This window comes from Streptomyces sp. NPDC001137 (assembly GCF_040298885.1).
Taxonomy (GTDB): Bacteria; Actinomycetota; Actinomycetes; order Streptomycetales; family Streptomycetaceae; genus Streptomyces.
In genome coordinates, this window is record NZ_JBEPBA010000016.1 from 1 (window position 1) to 21,561 (window position 21,561).

At 69.3% G+C, this 21,561-nt stretch carries 19 protein-coding genes and 2 tRNA genes; 12 read left to right on the top strand and 9 right to left on the bottom strand.

All coding sequences use genetic code 11. The features are described 5' to 3' along the window. Window positions 1–174: 174 nt before the first annotated feature. The 8 genes from ehuB to ABT254_RS28385 all read left to right on the top strand — a co-directional run bounded on the left by ehuB (window position 175) and on the right by ABT254_RS28385 (window position 5,774). Complete coding sequence (gene ehuB, locus ABT254_RS28350) at window positions 175–1,110, top strand: ectoine/hydroxyectoine ABC transporter substrate-binding protein EhuB (protein ID WP_450750112.1); 936 nt, start codon at window positions 175–177, stop codon at window positions 1,108–1,110. Further along, complete coding sequence (gene ehuC, locus ABT254_RS28355; RefSeq protein WP_351475818.1) at window positions 1,107–1,862, top strand: ectoine/hydroxyectoine ABC transporter permease subunit EhuC; 756 nt, start codon at window positions 1,107–1,109, stop codon at window positions 1,860–1,862. Before ehuB ends, ehuC begins: the two co-directional genes overlap by 4 nt. Then, a complete protein-coding gene (gene ehuD / locus ABT254_RS28360; protein ID WP_351475821.1) occupies window positions 1,859–2,509 on the top strand; it encodes an ectoine/hydroxyectoine ABC transporter permease subunit EhuD in 651 nt (216 codons plus the stop codon). Before ehuC ends, ehuD begins: the two co-directional genes overlap by 4 nt. A 34-nt stretch (window positions 2,510–2,543) precedes the next feature. Beyond that, on the top strand, window positions 2,544–3,314 hold the full coding sequence (gene ehuA, locus ABT254_RS28365) for an ectoine/hydroxyectoine ABC transporter ATP-binding protein EhuA (RefSeq protein WP_450750243.1): 771 nt from the start codon (window positions 2,544–2,546) through the stop codon (window positions 3,312–3,314). A 180-nt stretch (window positions 3,315–3,494) separates the two neighbouring features. Then, complete coding sequence (locus tag ABT254_RS28370; RefSeq protein WP_351475827.1) at window positions 3,495–3,986, top strand: hypothetical protein; 492 nt, start codon at window positions 3,495–3,497, stop codon at window positions 3,984–3,986. Window positions 3,987–4,243: 257 nt separating this feature from the next. Further along, window positions 4,244–4,579: a LuxR C-terminal-related transcriptional regulator gene (locus ABT254_RS28375; protein ID WP_351475830.1), complete on the top strand. Its 336-nt coding sequence runs from the start codon at window positions 4,244–4,246 to the stop codon at window positions 4,577–4,579. 257 nt (window positions 4,580–4,836) lie between these two features. Then, a complete protein-coding gene (locus ABT254_RS28380) occupies window positions 4,837–5,595 on the top strand; it encodes an IclR family transcriptional regulator (protein WP_099929127.1) in 759 nt (252 codons plus the stop codon). A gap of 105 nt (window positions 5,596–5,700) precedes the next feature. Next, window positions 5,701–5,774: transfer RNA gene (locus tag ABT254_RS28385), tRNA-Lys, on the top strand. A gap of 637 nt (window positions 5,775–6,411) precedes the next feature. On the opposite strand, the gene ABT254_RS28390 is transcribed toward ABT254_RS28385, so the two are convergent. The 5 genes from ABT254_RS28390 to ABT254_RS28410 all read right to left on the bottom strand — a co-directional run bounded on the left by ABT254_RS28390 (window position 6,412) and on the right by ABT254_RS28410 (window position 11,972). Continuing rightward, window positions 6,412–8,046, bottom strand: a complete 1,635-nt coding sequence (locus tag ABT254_RS28390) for a long-chain-fatty-acid--CoA ligase (RefSeq protein ID WP_351475833.1) — start codon at window positions 8,044–8,046, stop codon at window positions 6,412–6,414. Window positions 8,047–8,086: 40 nt separating this feature from the next. Further along, complete coding sequence (locus tag ABT254_RS28395) at window positions 8,087–8,602, bottom strand: DUF3592 domain-containing protein (protein ID WP_351476292.1); 516 nt, start codon at window positions 8,600–8,602, stop codon at window positions 8,087–8,089. Between the two features lie 98 nt (window positions 8,603–8,700). Beyond that, the gene (locus ABT254_RS28400; protein WP_351475836.1) at window positions 8,701–9,306 is read right to left on the bottom strand and encodes a lytic polysaccharide monooxygenase auxiliary activity family 9 protein; all 606 of its coding nucleotides are present in this window, start codon (window positions 9,304–9,306) and stop codon (window positions 8,701–8,703) included. Between the two features lie 156 nt (window positions 9,307–9,462). Beyond that, a complete protein-coding gene (locus ABT254_RS28405) occupies window positions 9,463–10,575 on the bottom strand; it encodes an SPFH domain-containing protein (protein ID WP_351475838.1) in 1,113 nt (370 codons plus the stop codon). A gap of 92 nt (window positions 10,576–10,667) precedes the next feature. After that, complete coding sequence (locus tag ABT254_RS28410; protein ID WP_351475841.1) at window positions 10,668–11,972, bottom strand: peptidoglycan-binding protein; 1,305 nt, start codon at window positions 11,970–11,972, stop codon at window positions 10,668–10,670. 187 nt (window positions 11,973–12,159) lie between these two features. On the opposite strand from ABT254_RS28410, the gene ABT254_RS28415 reads away from it, so the two are divergent. From ABT254_RS28415 to glxA, 4 genes are all read left to right on the top strand, one after another. Next, window positions 12,160–12,233, top strand: a tRNA-Lys gene (locus tag ABT254_RS28415). Between the two features lie 366 nt (window positions 12,234–12,599). Beyond that, complete coding sequence (locus tag ABT254_RS28420; protein ID WP_351475844.1) at window positions 12,600–13,316, top strand: FadR/GntR family transcriptional regulator; 717 nt, start codon at window positions 12,600–12,602, stop codon at window positions 13,314–13,316. Window positions 13,317–13,633: 317 nt separating this feature from the next. Continuing rightward, on the top strand, window positions 13,634–15,631 hold the full coding sequence (locus ABT254_RS28425) for a glycosyltransferase family 2 protein (RefSeq protein WP_351475846.1): 1,998 nt from the start codon (window positions 13,634–13,636) through the stop codon (window positions 15,629–15,631). Continuing rightward, the gene (gene glxA, locus ABT254_RS28430) at window positions 15,628–17,565 is read left to right on the top strand and encodes a radical copper oxidase GlxA (protein ID WP_351475849.1); all 1,938 of its coding nucleotides are present in this window, start codon (window positions 15,628–15,630) and stop codon (window positions 17,563–17,565) included. The genes ABT254_RS28425 and glxA overlap by 4 nt, the downstream gene beginning before the upstream one ends. Window positions 17,566–17,653: 88 nt before the next feature. Here the strand turns inward: glxA and ABT254_RS28435 are convergent, their stop codons facing one another. The 4 genes from ABT254_RS28435 to ABT254_RS28450 all read right to left on the bottom strand — a co-directional run bounded on the left by ABT254_RS28435 (window position 17,654) and on the right by ABT254_RS28450 (window position 21,534). Next, on the bottom strand, window positions 17,654–18,667 hold the full coding sequence (locus tag ABT254_RS28435) for a glycoside hydrolase family 6 protein (protein ID WP_351475852.1): 1,014 nt from the start codon (window positions 18,665–18,667) through the stop codon (window positions 17,654–17,656). 775 nt (window positions 18,668–19,442) lie between these two features. Beyond that, on the bottom strand, window positions 19,443–20,108 hold the full coding sequence (locus ABT254_RS28440) for a class F sortase (RefSeq protein WP_351475855.1): 666 nt from the start codon (window positions 20,106–20,108) through the stop codon (window positions 19,443–19,445). A gap of 4 nt (window positions 20,109–20,112) precedes the next feature. After that, window positions 20,113–20,661, bottom strand: a complete 549-nt coding sequence (locus tag ABT254_RS28445) for a hypothetical protein (RefSeq protein WP_351475858.1) — start codon at window positions 20,659–20,661, stop codon at window positions 20,113–20,115. A 93-nt stretch (window positions 20,662–20,754) separates the two neighbouring features. After that, on the bottom strand, window positions 20,755–21,534 hold the full coding sequence (locus ABT254_RS28450) for an HAD-IIA family hydrolase (RefSeq protein WP_351475861.1): 780 nt from the start codon (window positions 21,532–21,534) through the stop codon (window positions 20,755–20,757). Between the last annotated feature and the right edge of the window lie 27 nt (window positions 21,535–21,561).

A 21,561-nucleotide genomic window follows, 5' to 3' on the forward strand; every position in this document is an offset into this window, starting at 1 on the left:
GGGCCCACAACCCTGATCACGCCCTCTGCGGGGGGGGGGGCGCCCCCCCCCCCCCCCGGGCCCCCCCCCCCCCCCCGGCCCCCCCCCCCACGCCTCTTTTTCGCCTGCACCCACCTGAATCAGGGGCCGCAAACGACCGGCATAGGTGCAATGGGTCTGGGTAGACGCGCGCCCATGGCTCCACCACAGGGCAAGAACTCAGGAACCGACAAAAGAAGCGACGCACCAGGCATCCGACGCCGCTCGCTGCTCGCGGGGGTGGCGGCGCTCGGCGCGGTGGGAACGATGGGCGCCACGAGCGCGTGCAGCAGGGTGGCGACGGCGGACACCGGCGACGGCGGTCATCTGCTGGCACAGCTCCGGGCGAAAGGCGTGGTCCGGCTGGGGCTGGCGGGCGAGCAGCCCTACGGCTACATCGGCAAGGACGGAAAGATGACGGGCTCGGCGCCGGCCATCGCCGAGCGCATCTTCAAGCGGCTCGGGGTCGCCAGGGTCGAGCCGTTCGCGACCGAGTTCGGCTCGCTGATCACCGGCCTGAATTCCCTTCAGTTCGACTGTGTGGCGGCCGGCATGTACATCACTCCGGAGCGCTGCGATCAGGTCATCTTCGCCGACCCCGAGTACCAGATGCTCGATGCCTTCATCGTGCCGAAGGGAAATCCGAAGAAGCTCCGCACCTACAAGGACATCGCCAGGACGGGCGCCAGGATGGCCACCGGAGTCGGCTACGCGGAGATCGACTACGCCAAGGAGGCCGGGGTCAAGCACATCACGACCCTGCCCGACCAGCTGGCCGGCCTCCTCGCCGTCGAACAGGGCCGCGTCGACGTCTTCGTGGGCACCGCGGTCACCGTGCGCAATGTCGTGAAGGAGACCGGTTCCAAGAAGGTCGAGGGCACACCGGAAGTCACACCGTACGTGGACGGAAAGCCGGTCGTCGACGTCGGCGCCTTCGCCTTCCGCAGCCCCGAGACCAACCTCCGCGACGCGTTCAACCGCGAGCTGCACAAGATGAAGCGGAGCGGCGAACTCCTGGAGATCATGCGGCCCTTCGGATTCACGAAGGACCAGATGACGACCATCACCGCCAAGGAGAAGTGCAAGCCATGAGCGAAATCAGCTGGGGTTTGTGGAAACTCCTCCTGGGCGGCATATGGATCACCGTCCAGCTCACCGTCTACAGCGCCGCGCTCGCCGCCGTCGTGGCCTTCGTCATCGGTCTGGCGCGCACCCACCGCCTGTGGATCGTGCGCTTCCTCTCCGGCGCGTACTTCGAGATCTTCCGCGGCACCTCCGCGCTGATCCTGATGTTCTGGATCTTCTTCGTGCTGCCGATCGGCTTCGGCTGGCAGCTGGTCCCGATGTGGGCCGCCGTGCTGGCCCTGGGCCTGAGCTACGGCGCATACGGATCGGAGATCGTACGAGGCGCGGTCAAGGCGGTGGCGCCCGCCCAGCGCGAGGCGGGTGTGGCACTCAGCTTCACTCCCGCCCAGCAGCTGCGCAAGATCATCCTGCCGCAGGCCTGGCCGGGGATGGTCCCACCGTTCAACAACCTGCTCATCGAGATGCTCAAGGGCAGTGCGCTGGTCTCGATCATGGGCGTCGGCGACATCACCTTCGGCGCCTCCCTGGTGCGCAACGCCACCGGTCAGAGCGCTCCCGTCTACACGATCATCCTCGTCATGTACTTCGTGCTGGCGTTCGTCCTCACCCGCGGCATGCGGGTCGTGGAGCGGCACGCCAAGGCCGGTATCGGCCAGGCGCCGCAGAAGCGCGACGGCCTGCGGGCCCGGGCGACCGGCGCCCAGGTGAACGACTTCGCGCGCTCGGGCGCGACTCCCGGCGGAGGTGCTGTCCAGTGAAGTGGGACTGGAATGCGGTCGGCGACTTCATGCCGATGTTCTGGCACGGTCTGCTGGTCACCCTCGAGGCACTGGCGCTCGGCGCCGTGCTCGCCTTCGCCCTCGGCCTGGTGTGGGCCATGATGCAGCGCTCGGAGCAGGCCGCGGTGCGCTGGCCGGTGATGGCGGTCACCGAGTTCGTACGCAACACCCCGCTGCTGGTGCAGCTGTTCTTCCTCTTCTATGTGCTGCCCGAATGGGGGCTCACGCTCTCGGCGCTCGCCACCGGCGTGATCGGTCTGGGCCTGCACTACTCGACCTACACCGCCGAGGTGTACCGGGCCGGTATCGACGGCGTGCCCGCGGGCCAGTGGGAGGCGGCCACCGCGCTCAGCCTGCCCCGCGCCCGTACCTGGTTCGCGGTGATCCTGCCGCAGGCGATCAGGCGCGTCGTGCCGGCGCTGGGCAACTACGTCGTCGCGATGCTCAAGGACACACCGATGATCTTCGTGATCGGCGTGCTGGAGATGCTGGGCGAGGCCCGGCAGTACTCCGCCCAGACCTTCCACACGGTCGAGCCCATCACGATCGTCGGCATCGCCTTCATCGTCATCTCCTACCCGGCATCCCTTCTCCTGCGAGTCCTGGAGCGTCGTCTTGTCCGTTGACAGCAGCCCCTCGAAAGAAACGGCCAATCCCGCGGTGGACGGCAGCGAGCTGATCCGCTTCGACAAGGTCACCAAGCGCTTCGGCGCCAACACGGTCCTCGATTCCCTGGACTTCACCGTCTCGTCCGGCAAGCACGTCACGTTGATCGGGCCGTCGGGATCCGGGAAGACCACGATCCTGCGCCTGCTGATGACCCTGACGAGGCCCGACGAGGGCACCATCAAGGTCGGCGGCGAGTACCTCACCCACGAGGAACGGGGCGGCAGGCTCGTCCCGGCCGGCGAGAAGCACATCCGTGAGGTGCGCAAGCACATCGGCATGGTGTTCCAGCAGTTCAACCTGTTCCCCAACATGAAGGTCATGCGGAACATCACCGAGGCGCCGGTGCACGTCCTCGGCCTGTCCGCCGACGAGGCCGAGGAGCGGGCCCGCGAGCTGCTGGAGCTGGTCGATCTGACCGAGCACGCGGACAAGTACCCGACCCAGCTGTCCGGCGGCCAGCAGCAGCGCGTGGCCATCGCCCGCGCCCTCGCCATGCGCCCCCAGGTGCTCCTGCTCGACGAGGTCACCTCCGCGCTCGACCCCGAGCTGGTGGCCGGGGTGCTGGACGTGCTGCGCGACATCGCGCACACGACGGACATCACGATGCTCTGCGTCACCCATGAGATGAACTTCGCCCGGGACATTTCCGACGATGTCCTCATGTTCGACGCGGGCCGGGTAATCGAGTCCGGTTCGCCGGAGAAAATATTCTCCGAGCCGGACCACGAGCGCACGCGACAATTCCTGAGCGCGGTCCTGTAACCGGCCCGAGGCGGTCGCGTGAAGGGTGAATGACTTACCCTTCACACATTTTCCCAGCACGCGACTGCCCTTAAGGGCATTGCCCTTGTGGACACCTCCCCAAGTCCCAATGGCGACCGGGAACACGGCGTTGAAGAATTTCAGCCAAGTCACCGGTTCCGGTACCTGGAGGTATCCCCCATGGCATTGACCACCGCTCGCCGCACGTCCGTGGGCCGCGTCGCGGCCGCAGGCCTGGCGGCCACCGCCTCCCTCGTCCTGCTGGGAGCGGCGAGCCCCGCCGCCACCGCCGCACCGTCCGCCGGCGCCGCGCACTCCGGCGCGAGCGCCGTGGTCGGGAAGGACAAGTACGGCAAGTGGGTCGCGACCGGCCCGGCCCGCTACAAGTGCCGCGTCTACGTCGCGGTCAGCGCCGGCGGGACCGCCAACGGCGCGGCCTCGGGCGAGTGCAAGGTGCGGATGTCGCAGGTGGTGGTCGTCGGCATCAGCATCAACAACAACCGCATCAAGCACACCACCGCCCGCGGCACCGCCAAGAAGGTGTACACCAAGGCCCTGAAGGAGACGAACCCGAGGGGCAAGCAGAACATCTGCGCCTTCGCCTACGTCAACTCCCCCCTCGACGAGGCGAACCCGGTGCGCAGCGAGGCGAAGGTCTGCCTCAAGGCCTGAGCCCGCGCACCCCGCACCCTCGCCGATACGGCCCGCCCGCCAAGGCGGGCCGTATCGCATTGTCGGCATTCCGCAACCCCCGAGCGCCGACGGCAAATAATCCCGCCCCTTCCCCCTCCCCTCTCCGCAATTCGGCCTCACATCACCCCCGCCCCCTATCCCTTATCCATGGATCTCGCCAATGGATCGCGGATGCGAAGGCGCTGCCCTAGAGTGTTGGGCGAAGGTGAAGTAAAACGGGGAAGGTAACCATCACCGTGCTGACCAAGAATGCCGGGCAATACGACTGCCACAACACACCGCACGAGCCGGGAGATCCTCACTGCCCCTGTCGGCTCGCATTCCAGCCGGTCGAGACCGAACCGGCGGTGGACGAGCTGACGGACCGTGAGCGACAGGTCCTGGTGCTCCTCGGGGGCGGACTGCCCAATCGTCTCCTCGCACGCCAGCTCGGCATCGCGGAGCGGACGGTCAAGGCCCATGTCGCGCACATCATCGAGAAGCTGGGGCTGCGCACACGGCTCGAGGCGGCGGTCGTCGCCAACCTTCACCATGATCTGATCTGCCCGGGCAGAAGCTCCCACAGCAGGTAGACGTCTCGCTCCGGGTCCGGAAATTTCTCGTCGCGACGGCGCCGCGCAAGGGGTTGAACGTAGTTCAATCCCCGAGGTCCGGGCCCCGGGGCATGACATCGGCATATGCCAGAGTGCCTGCGCCCCTGCTGAGAGCGGTGCACCGGGGTCTTAATCTCGTCAACAACCGCTCACAACAAGCCGCTTGACCGTTATCGTGGAAGAGATTCACTGTCCGCAATACGGCCCAGTTGTAGAGCGAGCGCAGGGGGACCACCGTGGCGCTGAAGCACGAGCCGACCGCGCCGTACCACTCGGCCCAGGACGCCCTGCGCGTCCTGGAGACCGTGGCACGGCACACCACCGGAGTCACCGACACCGAGCTCGCCAGGCTGACCGGCCTCACCCCGGAGCGACTGACCACGCTCCTGAGGATGCTGCGCCGCGAGGGCTACGTCGAGCAGATCACCGACGGCGCCTACGTCACGGGCGACGCCCTCACCCGCCTCGGCTCCGCACAGGGCCGCGAGCAGGCACTGCGCGACAAGCTCCAGCGCACCCTGGACCGGCTGCGCGACTCGGTGGGCGCGGCCGTGTACCTGAGCCGGTACGTGGACGGCGAGGTCAAGATCGCCCAGTACGCCGACGGCCCGACCACCCCGGTGGTCAACGAGTGGGTCGACTTCCGCTACTCCGCCCACGCCACCGCGATCGGCAAGAGCCTTCTCGGCCAGCTCGACCACAACAGCCGGCGCGACCATCTCTCCCGGCACAAGCTGGCCCGCCTCACCTCGCGCACGATCACCAGCGACCGGCTCCTGCTCTCCCGCCTGGAGTCCCAGCCGCCCACCGTGCCCCACCTGGACCTCCAGGAGTACGCGGTCGGCACGGTCTGCGCGGCCGTCCCGATCAGCGCCGGCTCCTCGGTCGGCTGCCTGGCCCTCTCCCTCCCCGTCGAGGACGCCCACCGCCTGCGCCAGGCCGCGGACACCCTGAACCGGAACGCGGCGCCCGTACTGCTGTCCCTGGCGATCTAGACCGACCCCGACAGGTGGTCCGGAGCACCCCTCCGGACCAGGTACTATTTTCTTCGTCGCCACCCGCGAGACACAAAAGTGTGAAACGCGGACGGCGTGAGTCATGCGCCGCTAGCTCAGTTGGTTAGAGCAGCTGACTCTTAATCAGCGGGTCCGGGGTTCGAGTCCCTGGCGGCGCACGATGGCGATGGCGAGGCATGTTCGCGGAAAGCGCGAACCTGTCTCGCCATCGCCGTTTTTGCGCGGCTTCGCCGCGCGTGGTGGGGGCTTCGCCACCCACACCCCCGTTCCACCGGCAGCCGCCACAGCCGCACGGTGAAAGGCCGGCCCCCGGCTGGACGACCCCGCACGGCAGGGCCGCGCCACCCGCACGCCTCTTCCACCGGCAGCCGCCACGGCGGCACGGTGAAGAAGCCGGCCCCGGCTGGCTTGCCACGCACGGCGGGGGCGCGCCACCTCATCCACCGGCAGCCGCCGCGGCCGCACCGTAAGGAACTCAGCCGTCAGCCGGCTTGCCACGCGGGGCGGGGGCGCGCCACCCCCACCCTTTCCATCGGGCAGTTGCCACGGCAGCACCCTGCAGAAATCAGCCCCGGCCAGCCACGCGGGCCGGGACGCGCCATACACGCCTCCCCTCCACCGACAGCCGCCCCGGCCGCAGAGCGAAAAGCCGGCCCCCGGCTGCGCCACCCCGCACGGCAGGGCGCGCCACCCCGCCCCCGTCCACCGGCAGCAGCCGCAGCCGCAGCCGCACCGTGAAGAACCCACCCCCGGCCCGGAGGCCGTGCGTGGTGGGCGTTCGGTGGTTGCAGTGGATCAGACGAGGTCTCTCGTGGGAGGGAGAGGTCCTTCGGCGGTCTGCCGGTCTTTCTCGCTCAGTCTTCGGTACGGGGACGTCTGTTCGCCCGGAGGGCGCCACCACACCGGGTCGGGGCAGTGGAGGCCCTCCCTTCTCAGCTGTGCGCGGTGGATCTTGTTTGTGGTTGTGACCGGCATGCGCTTCACCACCCGCACGAAGCGGGGCGCCATCTTCGTGCCGAGGTCGGGCTGGGCGGCGAGGAAGTCGGCGAAACCCGCCGGGTCGAAGGTCCCGGCGATCGTCGCCATCACCTGGTCCCCGGTCACCGGATCGGGCACGGCGTACACGGCGACGGCGTCGGCGCCCTCGTACCGGGCGAGGATGTTCTCGATCATCGCGGCGGCCAGGTTCTCGCTGTCGACGCGGAGGCGGTCGTCGGTGCGGCCCGCGAAGTAGAGGTACCCGTCGGCGTCACGGTAGAAGAGGTCGCCGGTCCAGTACCAGCCGCCGTGCCGCCGCTCGGCCTCCGCCGCGGGGTTGCGCCAGTACCCCTCGAACGGGTTGGGCCCCTGGTTCACCAGCTCCCCTATGGCCTCGTCCCCGTTGAGCAGCCGCCCGGCCGCGTCGAACACCGCGGGCGGGCACTCCGCACGGGTCCGTGGATCGAGTACGACGAGACCGGGCGCCGCCTTCCCCACCGCCCCGGCCGGCGTCCCCGGCGACCACTGCACGGCCGCCCCGCCCTCGGACGACCCGTACCCCTCCACCAGCCGCACCCCGAACCGCCGCTCGAAAGCCGCCGCGTCCACCGCGCCCGCCTCCGTGCCGAAGCCGAGCCGCAGCGGATTGTCCCGGTCGTCCTCGCGCTCCTCGGTGGCCAGGATGTACTGCACAGCCCGCCCCACATACGTGAAGTACGTCGCCCCGTACTTCCGTACGTCCGCCAGGAACCCCGAGGCCGAGAAGCGCCGCCGCAGCGCCACACCCGCACCGGCCGCCAGCGCGGGCGCCCAGTCGGCGATCACCGCGTTGCCGTGGAACATCGGCATGCAGATGTAGTGCACGTCGTCGGGACGCACCCCGAACTGGCCGACCAGCGAGGCTCCCGCGGCGGCCAGCCGCCCCTGGCTGCAGATCGCGGCCTTCGGGGCACCGGTCGAGCCCGAGGTGAAGTAGAGGAGGAGGCGGTCCTCGGGAGCGGCCCGGGAGGCGTCCGGTGCGGCGTTCGTATACGAAGCGAGCAGATCGTCGTACTCCTCGCTGTCGGTCAACAGCAGGCGTACGCCGGGGAGTTCGAGGCCGTGGAGGAGTGGCAGACGGGTTCGCTCGGTGAGGACGATCCGGCACTCGGTGTGCAGGATGTCCCGGGCCAGCTCCGGGCCCCGTCGGGTGGGATTGATCCCGGCGACCGCCGCTCCCGCGAGTGCCGCCGCGCCCAGCCACAGTGGGTACTCAGGGGTGTTGTCGAGCAGCACACCCACATGCGGTTCGGCGCCGGGCGGCAGCAGATCGGCCAGCAGGGCCGCCCGGGCGGCGGAACCGGCGGCCACCTCGTGGTGGGTGAGCACCCGTTCCCCGCACCACAGCCCGGGCCGGTGGTCGCCCCACCGCTCGGCTACGAGTTCCGCGACCGTGCGCCTGTTGGACTGCATGGCCGAGCACGGTAGTTGATGGTCCGTCAGATGTGGAGGGTCACGGGGTCATCGTGACGCCGTCGACGACGACGGTGTTGGTGGTGTCGTCCACGCCGTCGCCGGAACTGAAGACGTCCGAGATCAGGCTGAACCCGACCATGAAGGCGATGCAGAAGGCGATGAACACACCGAAGAAGGCCAGCAGGCAGCCCTGCTCGGCCACGAGCCGACCGGGCTGGGGTGGCCTCGCCGTGGCCCACTCCGGGTGCTCGGCCGGATACCGCACCGTGACGATGTCGCCGGTGACGATCGTCCGCGGCCCGCTGCTCTCCTCGAACCGGACCGCGCGACCCTCGCGGGTGGTGAACTCGTAGACGTGGTGCAGCGTCGTGCTCACGGAGCTGTCGCCACCGCCGCCACTGGTCGTGGTGTACGTGTTCAGGCAGCGCGCCTCGGCGGTGAGTCCGCTGTTCCAGGCGCTGCGGATGCGCCGGGCGCGGCGCAGCAGGCCGATCAGGCCAGTGAGCGCGAGGGCGATCATGAGGCTGGGCACGACGTAGAACAGAGCATCCATAGCGTCCATGGGGTCCCCCGAGGTCAGTACGCCGCCTTCGTTCGGTCGGCGTGGGAGGAACCTACCCACGCCGACCGCGCCATTGGCTCAAGGAACCCTCAGAACGTGACGTCCGAGCAGGCGTAGAACGCGTTGCCCGTGTCCGCGATCGTCCATACGGCGACGATGACGTGGTGGCCGCTCAGTCCGGACGGCAGTGTGCCGCTGTGGGAGAGGGTGGCCGGGGGACGCTGACCGTTGTACGGCACCGTCAGGAACGGTGTCGTGTTGAGGTCGGAGCGGGCCAGGTTGTGGTTCTGGTTCCAGCCCTGCCGGGTGACGTAGTACTTGAAGTCGGTGGTGGCGTGCATGGCGGTGAACTGCCAGCGGAAGGTGTAGCTCTGCCCGCCCGTCACCCTGGTGGTGGGCCAGGCGCCGCCCGAGGGGGTCCGCGGGCTGTCGAGCTGGGAGAAGCGGGAGTTGCCGCCGGAGCAGATGGCGCCGTCGGCCGGCCCGGCGGCGGGGAAGCCCTTGGGGCCCTCGACGCTCTGCGGCTCGTACTGGATCTCGCCGCAGTTGGTCACGGTGCCGTTCTGGCAGAGCTTCTGCCTGCTGACGGGGAGGTCGGTGTAGCCGTGGCCGCTCGCGCCTCCGGCGGAGAGCACGAAGGCTCCTGCCGTGGTGAGTCCGAGCGCGGCGGCGTACCACTTGGTCTTTTTGCGCATGCTGCCGCTCCTGAAGAACGTGGGGGAAGTTCCATGAGGCGTGCAGGTCTAGACCAAGTCCCAGATTATTGCCGATTGTTTGGCGTGTCTATGCAGTCGTGTCCACGTAGTCGTGTCCATGCAGCCGGCTCGATGCGACAGACATGTCCACATCCATCACGGGCCCGGTTCCGTGCGCCCCGCGCAGAACGCCACCGTCAAGTCCTTGACCAGCGCCTTGCGTTCGTAGTCGTCCAGTTCCACCAGACCCCGCACGGTCAGCCGCGTCACGGTGTCCTCCACCGAGTCGACGACCGAGGTGAGCACGGTCGCGCGGTGCTCCGCGTCCAGGGCCGCGATCCGGCGGCGCTGCATCGCGGCGGCCACCTCGGGGGCGTACTCGACGCGGACCGGCTGCACCGAGAACACCTCGAGACCGACCGGTGCCGCGTCCGCCGCCGTCAGCCGGGTCAGCGCCTCCGCGACCACCTCCACCGAACCCCGCGACGCACCGGGCGCCTCCACCGCGACCCGCGCGAGGGCAGCCTCCACGCACTCGCGCAGATAGGTCTCGTGGTCCTCGATGCCGAGCACCGCCCGCGCGGTGTCCCGCACCCGCCACACCACCAGCACCACCACCCGCAGCGCGACCCCGTTGCCGTCGGCCGCGGGCATCTCCTCACTGCGCCAGTGCCGCAGCCGTACGTCGACCCGGCGGCGCAGGTGCAGCGGGTTGACCCACATCAGGCCGGTGCGCCGGACGGTGCCCCGGTAGCGGCCGTACAGTCCCAGCACCCAGGCCCGTCCGGTCCGGCCGCGGGCGAGTCCGCCGAACCCGAAGAAGCCCAGCGCCGCGGCGCCCGCGTAGGCCGCCCACTGCGCGGGGCCGAGCCCGGCGCCCGGGTCGGCCGGCAGGCGCAGCGCCGTCACCGCGAGGGACGGCAGGACGCCGGCCCACCACGAGGTCGCCACGCACCCGGCCGCCCCGCAGGCCCCGGCGAGCACACCCGCCGTGGCGGGCAGCACCCTGGCGGGCCGCTCGGCCAGGTCGGGGTCGACCTCGGGCGCGGACCGCGGCTTCACCGGGGTGGGGCGCCGGAACCGGGGCTGTTCGCCCGTCCCCTGCCGTCGGCCGACCACCGTCGGGCTGAGCGGCACGGACACCGGGGCCGTCTCGTCGCGGAACAGCAGATGGACGGGGATCTCGGTGGTCGCCTCGTTCTGGATGAGGCGGCCGGGTCTGCCCGGGCCTTCGGACTCGGGTGTCTGTGAAGTGGTCGTCGTACTCATGCGTGCCTCCAGCCTCCGCGCCAGATGCGTCACAACAGATGGGTCAAACCAAACCGCTCAGAACCAGACAGAGCAGGCACTGCCGGAAGTGCTCAGGAGAAGAGCCGCCGCCAGGTCTCCGGGCCCGGGACGCCGTCCGCCGCGCCGCCCCGCCATCCCTGGGAGCGCTGGAAGTCCTCGACGTTGCGCCGGTCCTCCTCGTCCCAGTCCGGCCCCGGATCAGCCGTGTAGTACTTGTCGAACCCCTTCTTCACCAGCTGCTCCCCCAGCTGGGTGACGTACGGGTTGGAGGCACCGGGGCGGAACATCGCCCGTCCCGGATAGCCCGGGACCCCGTGGGAGGAAGGCACCTGCGGGTCCGCCGCGTCGGCCGGAGCGATGTCCTTGCCCTTGCCCGACACCAGCAGGTCCCAGGTCAGCGGCCCCGGCAGCCCGCGGGCGTCCGCGCCCTTCCAGCCCTGGGCCAGCTGGAAGGCCCCGGTGGCCCGGCGGTCGGCGTCCGACCAGCGAGGGCCGGGGCCCAAGGCGTAGTACTGCCCGGCACCGCGCGCGACGAGCATCTGCCCGAGCTGGGTCACGTACCTGTTGTTCGCGCCGGGGCCGAAATACGCCGCTCCCGGGTACGGCGCCGCGAGGCCCGGCGGCTTCGGCTTGTCCGGGCCCGCCGCCGGGTCCTCCTTGAGCCCCTTGTAGCGGTAGGGGACGTAGCGGTTCGACTGGTGCCAGTAGGCGTACGGGGTCTCCTTGCGGCGGGCCTGCGGGGGCCGCTGCTCGTAGGCGAGGTACGAGGCGTGCGTGTAGTCCTTCCAGCCGCCGAAAATGACGACGTGCGAGCCCCTCTCCGGGTTCTGCGGATTGTGGAACAGCAGAATGTCGCCGGGCTGCAGTTCCTCCTTGGAGACGCGCTCCCCGAACTGGTCCAGGGTGCCCGTCCATTCGTTCCCCGGCAGGCCCCAGGCCATCGAGACGTAGCCCGAGCAGTCCTGCCGGTAACCGTCGGACCAGTACGCCTCCATGCTGTACGGCACCTTCGCGTCGACCCATTTCTTGGCCCGGGTGATGATCTCCGCGCGGGTGGTCTGGGGCGCCTTGACGTCACTCGCGGGCTCGACGGGCGGGCCGCCCCTGCCGTGCAGCGGGGCCCGGTGCCCCTGCGGGGTGGCAACCTCGCTGCCTGCGGAAACGCCCGGTCCGGGCGGTACCTGCGGGGCGGCGAGCGCCGGCGCCACGTGCCCCGCGCCGAGCGCCGCGGACGCGGCGGCCGCCACGATCACGGCCCGGCGGGCCGCCGGATGCCGTACGGCCCGCGAATACGGCAGAACACTCCGCCAGTGCGCACATCCCGGACAGTCGCAGTCGCTTGCCGGATCGAATTCCTCGAATACCGGAGACGCCATGCGATTCCCCTCACACTTCAGATGAAAATGACCGGGCCTGTCCACGATGATCAGTTTCCCAACGCTCTTCCCGACGCGCATGTTGACGGTCCGAATGATGTACAAGGGCCGCCCGTGACCCGGGGGGCCACGGGGGCGGGTGGTCCGGAGCACCCCCGACCGTCGGGTAGAGTTACGACGTCAGCAGGCGCCGCTAGCTCAGTTGGTTAGAGCAGCTGACTCTTAATCAGCGGGTCCGGGGTTCGAGTCCCTGGCGGCGCACAGACAGCAAGGCCCTCCGCGAAAGCGGGGGGCCTTCGCCATTGCGGCAAGTCACCCCCGGCTCCCACAGGCACGGCTGGGGGTCTGGGGTCGCCCCCCAGGAAATGCAGCATCAGCGGGTCCAGGGTTCGAGTCCCCGGCGGCGCACAGACAGCAAGGCCCCTCACGGAAGGGGGGCCTTCGCCATGGGGGGGCGGACTCCTCTCGGCAGCCCGGAGGCGGCCGGGTGCGGTTCGGGCGCACCCCCGTGGGGCGCGGGGCTGTGTCGATGTGCGGCTCCGCCGCGTGGGCGCGGCCAGCCGCGACGGCGGCGCGGACGCCCCGCGGCCCGGTCCCGCACCCCGAGCGGAGCGCTACCCTCTCGCCATGGCAGCGCGCGACCTCCAGGAGCGGATCAAGAAGCTGATCATCGACCGCAGGCTGCCCTCCGGGGCCCCGCTGCCGACCGAGCCCGAGCTGATGGAGTTCCTCGGCGCGAGCCGGAACTCGGTGCGCGAGGCGCTGAAGGCACTGCAGGCGATGGGCATCGTCGAGATCCGGCACGGCTTCGGCACGTATGTCGGCCCGATGTCACTGGCCCCGATGATCGAGGGCCTCGCCTTCCGCACGGTCGCCGGGCACTACCGCGGCGAGGACTCCCTGCTCCAGCTCCTCGAGCTGCGCGAGGCGGTCGAGACGGGCCTCGTCTCCCGGCTCGCGGGACGGATCCCCGAGCCGGACCTCATTGAACTCGACGCCCTCGTGAACCGTATGGAACACCAGGCCGCGCAAGGAGGCGCCGGCCTCGCGGACACCGACCGAGCCTTTCACGCCACCCTCTACCGAGGGCTGGACAACGTGCTCCTCGGCGAGGTCCTGGAGGCGTTCTGGGACGCCTTCCACCGCGTACAGACGGACCTGGGTGGCGTGCCCCAGGACCCGAAGGTGACCTGCAGACAGCACCGGGACATCCTCGACGCGGTGCGGTCGGGCGACTCGGTACGGGCGGAGGAGGCGATAAGAGACCACTTCGGCAACATCCGCGCCCGGCTGTCCACAACTGGTCCACGGGACCCCCACAGGCGCCACAATGAACGCGTATGACCGGTAAACACCGCGTTTCGCATCTTGCGATCATGATGAACGCCGTAGAACCCTGTTTTCCAAGATGCTGCGGATACGCGGCAGTTGGGGGGCAAGTAAGCGGTTGCCGGGTTCGCGGGGATAGGGGGCCCCGTTCACGAGCGGATGCCGAGGGGGGCATCATGCAACCGGAAGGTCGCGGTTCCATGTCTTTGGGTGTGGAAAGTGTGGTGACTGCGGCCGGTCACTGATACGTCTGTGGAGAGTCGAGGGGGACTCGGCCGCGGGCGGAAGGAACCGACACAACACGCAGTGGCTTGCGTGTGGGGGGATGACTCATGACGTCGACGCCGACGGGCGCCCGGCAGAATTTCGACCCGTCAGAAACCACCCAGCTCAGGGTGCCGTCTCACCGGAACAGCACGACAGGCCAGTTCCGGCGCATCAAGAAGACCCTGCCGAGATACGACTACGAGCACTACAGCCGGCTGGCCGGTCCCCTCACCCAGCCCGACCCGAACAAGCCGTACAAGGTGCAGTACCGCTCGCTGCTCTCGCAGGAGCCGCACCGGCTGCGCGCCGCCCTGATGCTGGGCGCGGCGCCGCTGCTCTCACTGATCCTGCTCGGCTGGCTGCTGCAGCCGCAGCACTGGACCGAGCGCGACTACCCCGCCTTCAGCTTCCTGCCGACGCTGGACGTCGTCATGCTCGTCTCGATCGGCCTGATCGAGTTCTTCCGCTGCATGAACGTGCTCTCCAACGCGCACGCCACGCTGGTCGCCCGCGACCCCATCCCGGTGGTGCCGGAGACCGGCACCAGAGTCGCGTTCATCACGACGTACGTGCCCGGCAAGGAACCCCTGGAGATGGTGACGAAGACCCTGGAGGCGGCCGTGCGGCTGCGCCACCGGGGGCTTTTGCACATCTGGCTGCTCGACGAGGGCGACGACCCCGAGGTGAAGGCGGTCTGCGAGCGCCTCGGCGTGCACCACTTCTCCCGCAAGGGCGTCGAGAAGTGGAACCAGAAGAAGGGCCCGCACCGCGCCAAGACCAAGCACGGCAACTACAACGCCTGGCTCGAGGCGCACGGCGACGACTACGACTTCTTCGCCTCCGTCGACACCGACCACGTGCCGCTGCCCAACTACCTGGAGCGGATGCTCGGCTTCTTCCGCGACCCGGACGTCGGCTTCGTCATCGGCCCGCAGGTGTACGGCAACTACGACAACCCCATCACCAAGGCGGCCGAATCCCAGCAGTTCCTCTTCCACGCCCTCATCCAGCGGGCCGGAAACCGCTACGGCGCCCCGATGTTCGTCGGTACGTCGAACGCCGTACGCATCAAGGCGCTCAAGCAGATCGGCGGTCTGTACGACTCGATCACCGAGGACATGGCCACCGGCTTCGAGATCCACCGGCACAAGAACCCGGCCACGGGCAAGAAGTGGCGCTCGGTGTACACGCCGGACGTCCTCGCGGTGGGCGAGGGCCCGGGCGCCTGGACGGACTTCTTCACGCAGCAGCTGCGCTGGTCCCGCGGCACGTACGAGACGATCCTGAAGCAGTACTGGAAGGGCTGGTTCTCGCTGCCTCCGGGCAAGCTCTTCAACTACACGATGATGATCATCTTCTACCCGATGTCGGCCCTCAACTGGATCCTGGCGGCGCTGAGTTGTGCGCTGTTCCTGGGTCTGGGCGCCTCGGGTGTGAACATCGACCCGACGGTCTGGCTGATGCTGTACGGCAACGCGTCCGCGCTGCAGATCGGCCTGTACGTCTGGAACCGCCGGCACAACGTCTCCCCGCACGAGCCGGAGGGCTCCGGCGGTGTGGCGGGCATGGTGATGTCGGCCCTCTCGGCGCCGATCTACGCACGCTCCCTGTTGGACACCGTGCTGCGCCGCAAGAGCAAGTTCGTGGTGACGCCCAAGGGCGACTCGGCCAGCCCGGACACGCTGTTCGGGACCTTCCGGATCCACCTGTTCTTCATCCTGGTCTTCGGCGGCTCGATCGCCGCCGGTTTCACGCTCGGGCACTCGCACCCGGCGATGATCACCTGGGCCACGTTCGCCCTGCTGATCACCGCGTCGCCGATCTTCGCCTGGCGCTACGGCCTCAGGCAGGCGAAGAAGCAGCCACCCGCGCCGCTCTACGAGGAGCCGCAGGACTCGGCGGCGCCCGCGGCGGCGTACCAGCCGAAGCCGCTGCCCGGGCAGCACGCGCCGCACGGCTCGGGGCAGAAGCCCAGCTGGGCTGCCTCCGGCGGGGGTCCGAGCGCAGGCAATGACCAGACGATGCAGATCGCTCTCGGTGGATTTGGGGGACGTAAGGAATGAACGACCGTGCAGGCCGCCGCCGCGCCCGTCGACTCGCGATCGGCACGGCGGTGGTGCTCGCGCTGGCCGGGATGAACGGGCCGTGGCTCTACCGCGTCGGCTCCGAGAAATACCACCAGTACAAGATCAACAGACCCGAGTACAAGGCGGACAACGGGCACTGGGACATCATCGAGTTCCCGCCCGAGTACCGCCAGGACACCATTCACGCGGCGCTGCTGCGCACCGGCAAGGTGCTGCTGATCGCCGGCTCGGGCAACAACCAGGACAACTTCAACGCGAAGAAGTTCGACACCCGGATCTGGGACCCGCTCAAGGGCACGATCAAGAAGATCCCGACGCCCAAGGACCTGTTCTGCACCGGCCACACGCAGTTGGCGAACGGCAATCTGCTGATCGCGGGCGGTACGAAGCGGTACGAGAAGCTGAAGGGTGACGTCACCAAGGCCGGCGGCCTGATGGTGGTGCACAACGAGAACCCGGACAAGCCGATCACGCTGCCCGCGGGGACGAAGTTCACGGGCAAGGAGAACGGCAAGACCTTCGTGTCGAAGGACCCGGTGCTCGTGCCGCGCGCGAAGAAGGTCTTCGACCCGAAGACCGGCAGGTTCCTGCGCAACGACCCGGGTCTGGGACGTATTTACGTCGAGGCGAAGAAGAGCGGGACGAAGTACGAGACCGGTACCCAGGACAACTACCGGATCCAGGGCCTGACCGGCGCCGACGCCCGCAACACCTACGGCATCGCGCAGAAGCTCGCCCTCGACAAGAAGGACTTCCAGGGGATCCGGGACGCCTTCGAGTTCGACCCGGTGGCCGAGAAGTACATCAAGGTCGACCCGATGAACGAGGCGCGCTGGTATCCGACGCTGACGACACTGTCGGACGGCAAGATCCTCAGTGTGTCCGGGCTGGACGACATCGGGCAGCTGGTGCCGGGCAAGAACGAGGTCTTCGACCCGAAGACCAAGAAGTGGACGTACCTGCCGAAGATCCGGCAGCTCCCGACGTACCCGGCGCTGTTCCTGATGCAGAACGGCAAGATCTTCTACTCGGGTTCGAATGCCGGGTACGGGCCGGACAATGTCGGCCGCATTCCCGGTATTTGGGATATCGACACCAATAAGTTCACCAAGCTGCCCGGGCTGAGCGACGCCGACAAGATGGAGACGTCCGGCACGGTGCTGCTGCCTCCGGCGCAGAACGAGAAGTTCATGGTGATCGGCGGTGGCGGGGTCGGCGAGTCCAAGCTGTCCAGCAACAAGACGCGGCTGATCGACCTCAAGGACGACAACCCGAAGTTCGTGGACGGGCCGACGCTGGAGAAGGGGACGCGGTATCCGCAGTCCTCGGTGCTGCCCGACGACACGGTGCTGGTGTCCGGCGGGTCGGAGGACTATCGCGGGCGCAGCGACTCCAACATCCTGCAGGCCCGGCTCTATCACCCGGACACCAACACGTTCCAGCGGGTCGCCGATCCAGAGGTGGGGCGGAACTACCACTCGGGGTCGATTCTGCTGCCGGACGGGCGGGTGATGTTCTTCGGATCGGACTCGCTGTACGGCGACAAGGCGAACACGAAGCCGGGGAAATTCGAGCAGCGGATCGAGATCTACACCCCGCCCTATCTTTATCGGGATTCGCGGCCGTCGTTGTCCGGGGGGCCGCAGACCATTGCTCGGGGCGGGTCGGGGACGTTCACGTCTCCGCAGGCTTCGGCGATCAAGAAGGTGCGGTTGATCCGGCCCAGCGCCAGCACTCACGTCACGGACGTGGATCAGCGGTCCATTGCCTTGGACTACACGGTCTCCGGCGACAAGATCACGGTGACCGTGCCGAAGAATCGGAATCTCGTGACGTCCGGGTGGTACATGCTGTTTGTCGATGACGATCAGGGGACGCCGTCCAAGGCGCAGTGGGTGAAGGTGCCGTAGCGCTCCCGCGGGTTGGTTGGTCGGGTGCGGGAGCGCCGTGGCTTGTCGCGCCCACGCGGCGGAGCCGCAATGTCACAGCCCCGCGCCCCTAACTACCAGACCCCTCCGCCAGCTTCAGAGCGTAGGTCGGCCACCATTCGCCCGCCTTGGGGCCGCCCTTGCAGGTGCCGTCGGACTCGCCCGGGCGTTTGACCCACAGGTAGGCGTCGACCAGCGGATCCGCTGTTTTCGTCGTCGGGGTCTCGCCCAGTTTGCGGCCGGGCGGGTTGCACCAGTTCTCGTCGGCCTTGCCTGCCGTGTAGGGGCCGTTGCCGTTGCGGCTGGTGTCGATGACGAAGTGTTTGTTGTCCACCTTTGCGGACAGCTGCTTGCCGTACGCGATGGAGTCCTGGGTGGAGTAGAAGTTGGAGACGTTCACCGAGAAGCCGTCGGCCTGGGCGATGCCCGCGCGCTGGAGGGGCTGGAAGATCTGGTCGGGGTGGCCCCAGCCGGCATTGCCCGCGTCCAGATAGACCTTGGTGTTCTTCAGGGACTTGAGCTTGGTGATGGCGTAGTTGAGGAGGCTGTAGCGCTCCTCCTGGAACTGGGGCTGGGTGCAGCCGTCCACCAGGTGCAGTACGGCGTCCGGTTCGAGGATCACCATGGCGGCGCGGTCCCCGATGCCCGCGGCCACCCCGTCGATCCAGGCGCGGTAGGCGTTGCCGTCGGCCGCGCCGCCCTGGGAGTACTGGCCGCAGTCGCGGTGCGGGATGTTGTAGAGGACCAGCAGGGCCGTGCGGCCGGCCTTGTCGGCGGCCTCCGTGAAGCCCTGGGCCTCCTGCTCGGGGTTCTCCGGGCCGATCCACTCGCCCGTCGGCTGCTCGGCGATCTTGCGGATCTGCTCGGCCTCGGAGTCCTTGCCTGACTTGGCGTAGGCGGCGACCTGACGTGCCGCGTTGCCGTCCGGGTTGACCCAGAACGGGTCGCTGTCCTTGGGCTGTTGGGTGATCCTCGCGCCGGCGTCCTTGTCGTCGCCGCCTCCGGAGGAACATCCCGCGACCAGCAGCGCCGCCCCCAGCACCGCCGCGGAAGCCCTCATTCCGGCCCCCCTCATGCCGTACATCCAACTCCCCCTTGGGTGCACTGGTCCAAGTCTCAATCCTGACATACGGCCCGCCTCGCCCACGAGGTCGCCCGGACCTTGTCGGCGAGCTGTTACAGCCCCAAGGCCGGGGTGGCCACGGCAGTACCCGCCTGGCCCGGAGGGTCGCCGTAGAACCCTCACGCTACCGTCGGCCACCAGCGTGTATGACGCAGAGCCACCGCAACGGGACCTGGCGTCATTCAGCCTCTAGGCTCTGGCGCTCATCCGTTCTAGAGTCTTCTCAGACGGCCCCGGCCCCCGGCCCGTTCTTGCCACTGTGGCCCCCCATGACCTCCCGCGCCGGACGCCGGGTTACTCCCGCAGCCCGTGCGCGCGCGGTTGAGGACCAGCCCGGCCGGCGGCTTCGGGGGGAGCGGGCCGCCGGCCGGGCCAGGTGCGCCCCCGGCACCGGCACGCGGGACCACCTCACGATGCCCGCACCCTCGAGTACACCCTCGCCCTCGGCCGCAGCCTGTCACCCGGCGACCCGCCTTCCTGCCGGGGCCCGGGGGCCAGCCCCCGGAAACGGTGCAGCACCCCCGCAGCCCGTGCACGCGGTCGAGGACCAGCTCGGTCGGCCGCGCGGGCCGCCAGGCAAGCCAGGTGCGGACCCGGTGCCGGCACGCGGAATCGCGTCGCAATGTCCGCACCCCACACCCCGCCCACCCGCCTTCCTGCTGTCGGCCCGGGGGCCAGCCCCGTGCGCGGGTGGTTGAGGGCCAGCGCGGCCCGCGGCTCCGCCGCGCGGGCCGGGTCAGTGGTTGGTTCCTGTCAGGTAGGCCGAGACGATCACGTTCGCCGTGTAGCTGGCGCTGTCCCGGTCGAAGGTGCCGCCGCAGGTGATCAGCCGCAGCTCGGCGCGCCCCGGTCGGTGCTGTCCGTAGGCCTGTCGGGCGTCGAAGCTGTCGCGGTCCTGGACCTGGACGTCCTCGACGGTGAACTCGGCGACCTTGCCGTCGTCGCGGACCACGCGGACGGTCTGGCCGGGTCGTACGGAGTTCAGCCGGTAGAAGACGGCGGGCCGGGTGCGGGTGTCGAGGTGACCCACCATCAGCGCGGCCCCGGCGGCGCCCGGTCGGGTCCCGGCCGCGTACCACCCGACGGCGCCCGCCTGGCCGAAGGGCGGCGGTTCGATCGCTCCCTGCCGGTCCAGGCCGCGGGGCAGCACGGGTGCCTGGACGCCCAGGGCGGGAATGTCGATGCGCTGCGGCAGCGCGTCCCCCAACGGGCGGGCGGCGGGCGGGAGTTCGGTGTCCGGCGGCCGTCCGGCCGCCGCCATGTCACCGGTGGCGGGTGCGGAGGTGTTCTGCCGTACGTCGGTCACCTGCAACCCCCAGTGCCACAGCGCGAGCAGCAGCACCGCCCAGGTCACGCCCATCAGGAGACGGCCGGAGCCGGAGGAGTGTTCGTCGTCGGCCATGGGCTCAGTCCGTTCCGCGGCTCCGGCGCGAGCTCAGGACCGCGACGGCGCCCGCGGCCGCGCCCACGAGCACCAGCCCGGTGATCGCCTGCCCCGCACCGGGTCCGGCCTCGCGGACGTCCACGGTGGCGAAGTGCGAGGTGCCGCCACCGCCCGCGTGGACGGGGGCGACGGGGGACGCCGCGAGGTGCGAGTCCGGCTGGGACGGGGACTTCGACGGGGATACGACGGTGATCCGGCCCGTGGTCACGGCGCCCGCGCAGGTGACCTTCACGTCGTAGGAACCGGGCGCGGTCGAGGCGCGCACGCGGGCGTCCCCGGTGAGCGTGCCGTCGGCGCCCGTGAGTCGCACGTCCGCGACGAACGCCCCGGACGCGGCGCTCCCCGCCTTCGCGGAGCAGCCGGTCACCCGGAGCGCGACGTCCGCCCCCGGTGCGGGGGACGAGGGGCTCACCGAGATGCCGGCTCCGCTCGCGTCGGCGGCGTACGCCGGCGGGGTGAGGGCGCAGGCGGCCAGAAACCCCGTACAGAGAGTGAGACGTAGTGAACCCATCGTGAAACCTCCAGATATCTGGAGACTCCCCCGCGGGCCGGGGCCCCGCATCCTCAGCGGGGCCGCATTGCTCCGAATGGGTCAATCGGGGTTTCAGACCCGATCGACGAGGTCCGCGATCGAGTCGACGACCTTGGACGGCCGGTACGGGAAGTCCTCGACCTGCTCGGGCCGGGTCAGCCCGGTGAGCACCAGGAACGTCTGCATTCCGGCCTCCATGCCGGCCAGTACGTCGGTGTCCATGCGGTCACCGATCATCGCGCTGGTCTCGGAGTGCGCCCCGATGGCGTTGAGACCGGTCCGCATCATCAGCGGGTTGGGCTTGCCCGCGAAGTACGGCTTCTTGCCGGTCGCCTTGGTGATCAGCGCGGCGACCGCGCCGGTGGCGGGCAGCGGGCCCTCGGCGGAGGGGCCGGTCTCGTCCGGGTTGGTGCAGATGAAGCGGGCACCGTCGTTGATCAGCCGTACGGCCTTGGTCATGGCCTCGAAGGAGTACGTCCGGGTCTCGCCGAGGACGACGTAGTCCGGCTCGTGGTCGGTGAGGATGTACCCGATGTCGTGCAGGGCGGTGGTGAGACCCGCCTCGCCGATGACGTAGGCCGAGCCGCCGGGCCGCTGGTCGTCCAGGAACTGGGCGGTGGCCAGGGCCGAGGTCCAGATGGACTCGACCGGCACGTCCAGTCCCATGCGGCGCAGCCGGGCGTGCAGGTCGCGCGGGGTGTAGATCGAGTTGTTGGTGAGGACGAGGAAGGGCTTTCCGGACTCGCGCAGCTTCTTGAGGAAGGCATCGGCTCCGGGGATCGGTACGCCCTCGTGGATGAGCACACCGTCCATGTCGGTGAGCCACGACTCGATGGGCCTGCGTTCTGCCATGTGCGGGATCTCCTGCCGTACGCATGT

Bases quoted from the DNA above. Each gene is read 5' to 3' on its own strand.
- ehuB (WP_450750112.1), top strand. From the start codon at position 175: ATGGCTCCACCACAGGGCAAGAACTCAGGAACCGACAAAAGAAGCGAC.
- ehuC (WP_351475818.1), top strand. From the start codon at position 1,107: ATGAGCGAAATCAGCTGGGGTTTGTGGAAACTCCTCCTGGGCGGCATA.
- ABT254_RS28370 (WP_351475827.1), top strand. From the start codon at position 3,495: ATGGCATTGACCACCGCTCGCCGCACGTCCGTGGGCCGCGTCGCGGCC.
- ABT254_RS28390 (WP_351475833.1), bottom strand. From the start codon at position 8,046: ATGCAGTCCAACAGGCGCACGGTCGCGGAACTCGTAGCCGAGCGGTGG.
- ABT254_RS28395 (WP_351476292.1), bottom strand. From the start codon at position 8,602: ATGGATGCTCTGTTCTACGTCGTGCCCAGCCTCATGATCGCCCTCGCG.
- ABT254_RS28400 (WP_351475836.1), bottom strand. From the start codon at position 9,306: ATGCGCAAAAAGACCAAGTGGTACGCCGCCGCGCTCGGACTCACCACG.
- ABT254_RS28405 (WP_351475838.1), bottom strand. From the start codon at position 10,575: ATGAGTACGACGACCACTTCACAGACACCCGAGTCCGAAGGCCCGGGC.
- ABT254_RS28410 (WP_351475841.1), bottom strand. From the start codon at position 11,972: ATGGCGTCTCCGGTATTCGAGGAATTCGATCCGGCAAGCGACTGCGAC.
- ABT254_RS28420 (WP_351475844.1), top strand. From the start codon at position 12,600: ATGGCAGCGCGCGACCTCCAGGAGCGGATCAAGAAGCTGATCATCGAC.
- ABT254_RS28425 (WP_351475846.1), top strand. From the start codon at position 13,634: ATGACGTCGACGCCGACGGGCGCCCGGCAGAATTTCGACCCGTCAGAA.
- glxA (WP_351475849.1), top strand. From the start codon at position 15,628: ATGAACGACCGTGCAGGCCGCCGCCGCGCCCGTCGACTCGCGATCGGC.
- ABT254_RS28435 (WP_351475852.1), bottom strand. From the start codon at position 18,667: ATGTACGGCATGAGGGGGGCCGGAATGAGGGCTTCCGCGGCGGTGCTG.
- ABT254_RS28440 (WP_351475855.1), bottom strand. From the start codon at position 20,108: ATGGCCGACGACGAACACTCCTCCGGCTCCGGCCGTCTCCTGATGGGC.
- ABT254_RS28445 (WP_351475858.1), bottom strand. From the start codon at position 20,661: ATGGGTTCACTACGTCTCACTCTCTGTACGGGGTTTCTGGCCGCCTGC.
- ABT254_RS28450 (WP_351475861.1), bottom strand. From the start codon at position 21,534: ATGGCAGAACGCAGGCCCATCGAGTCGTGGCTCACCGACATGGACGGT.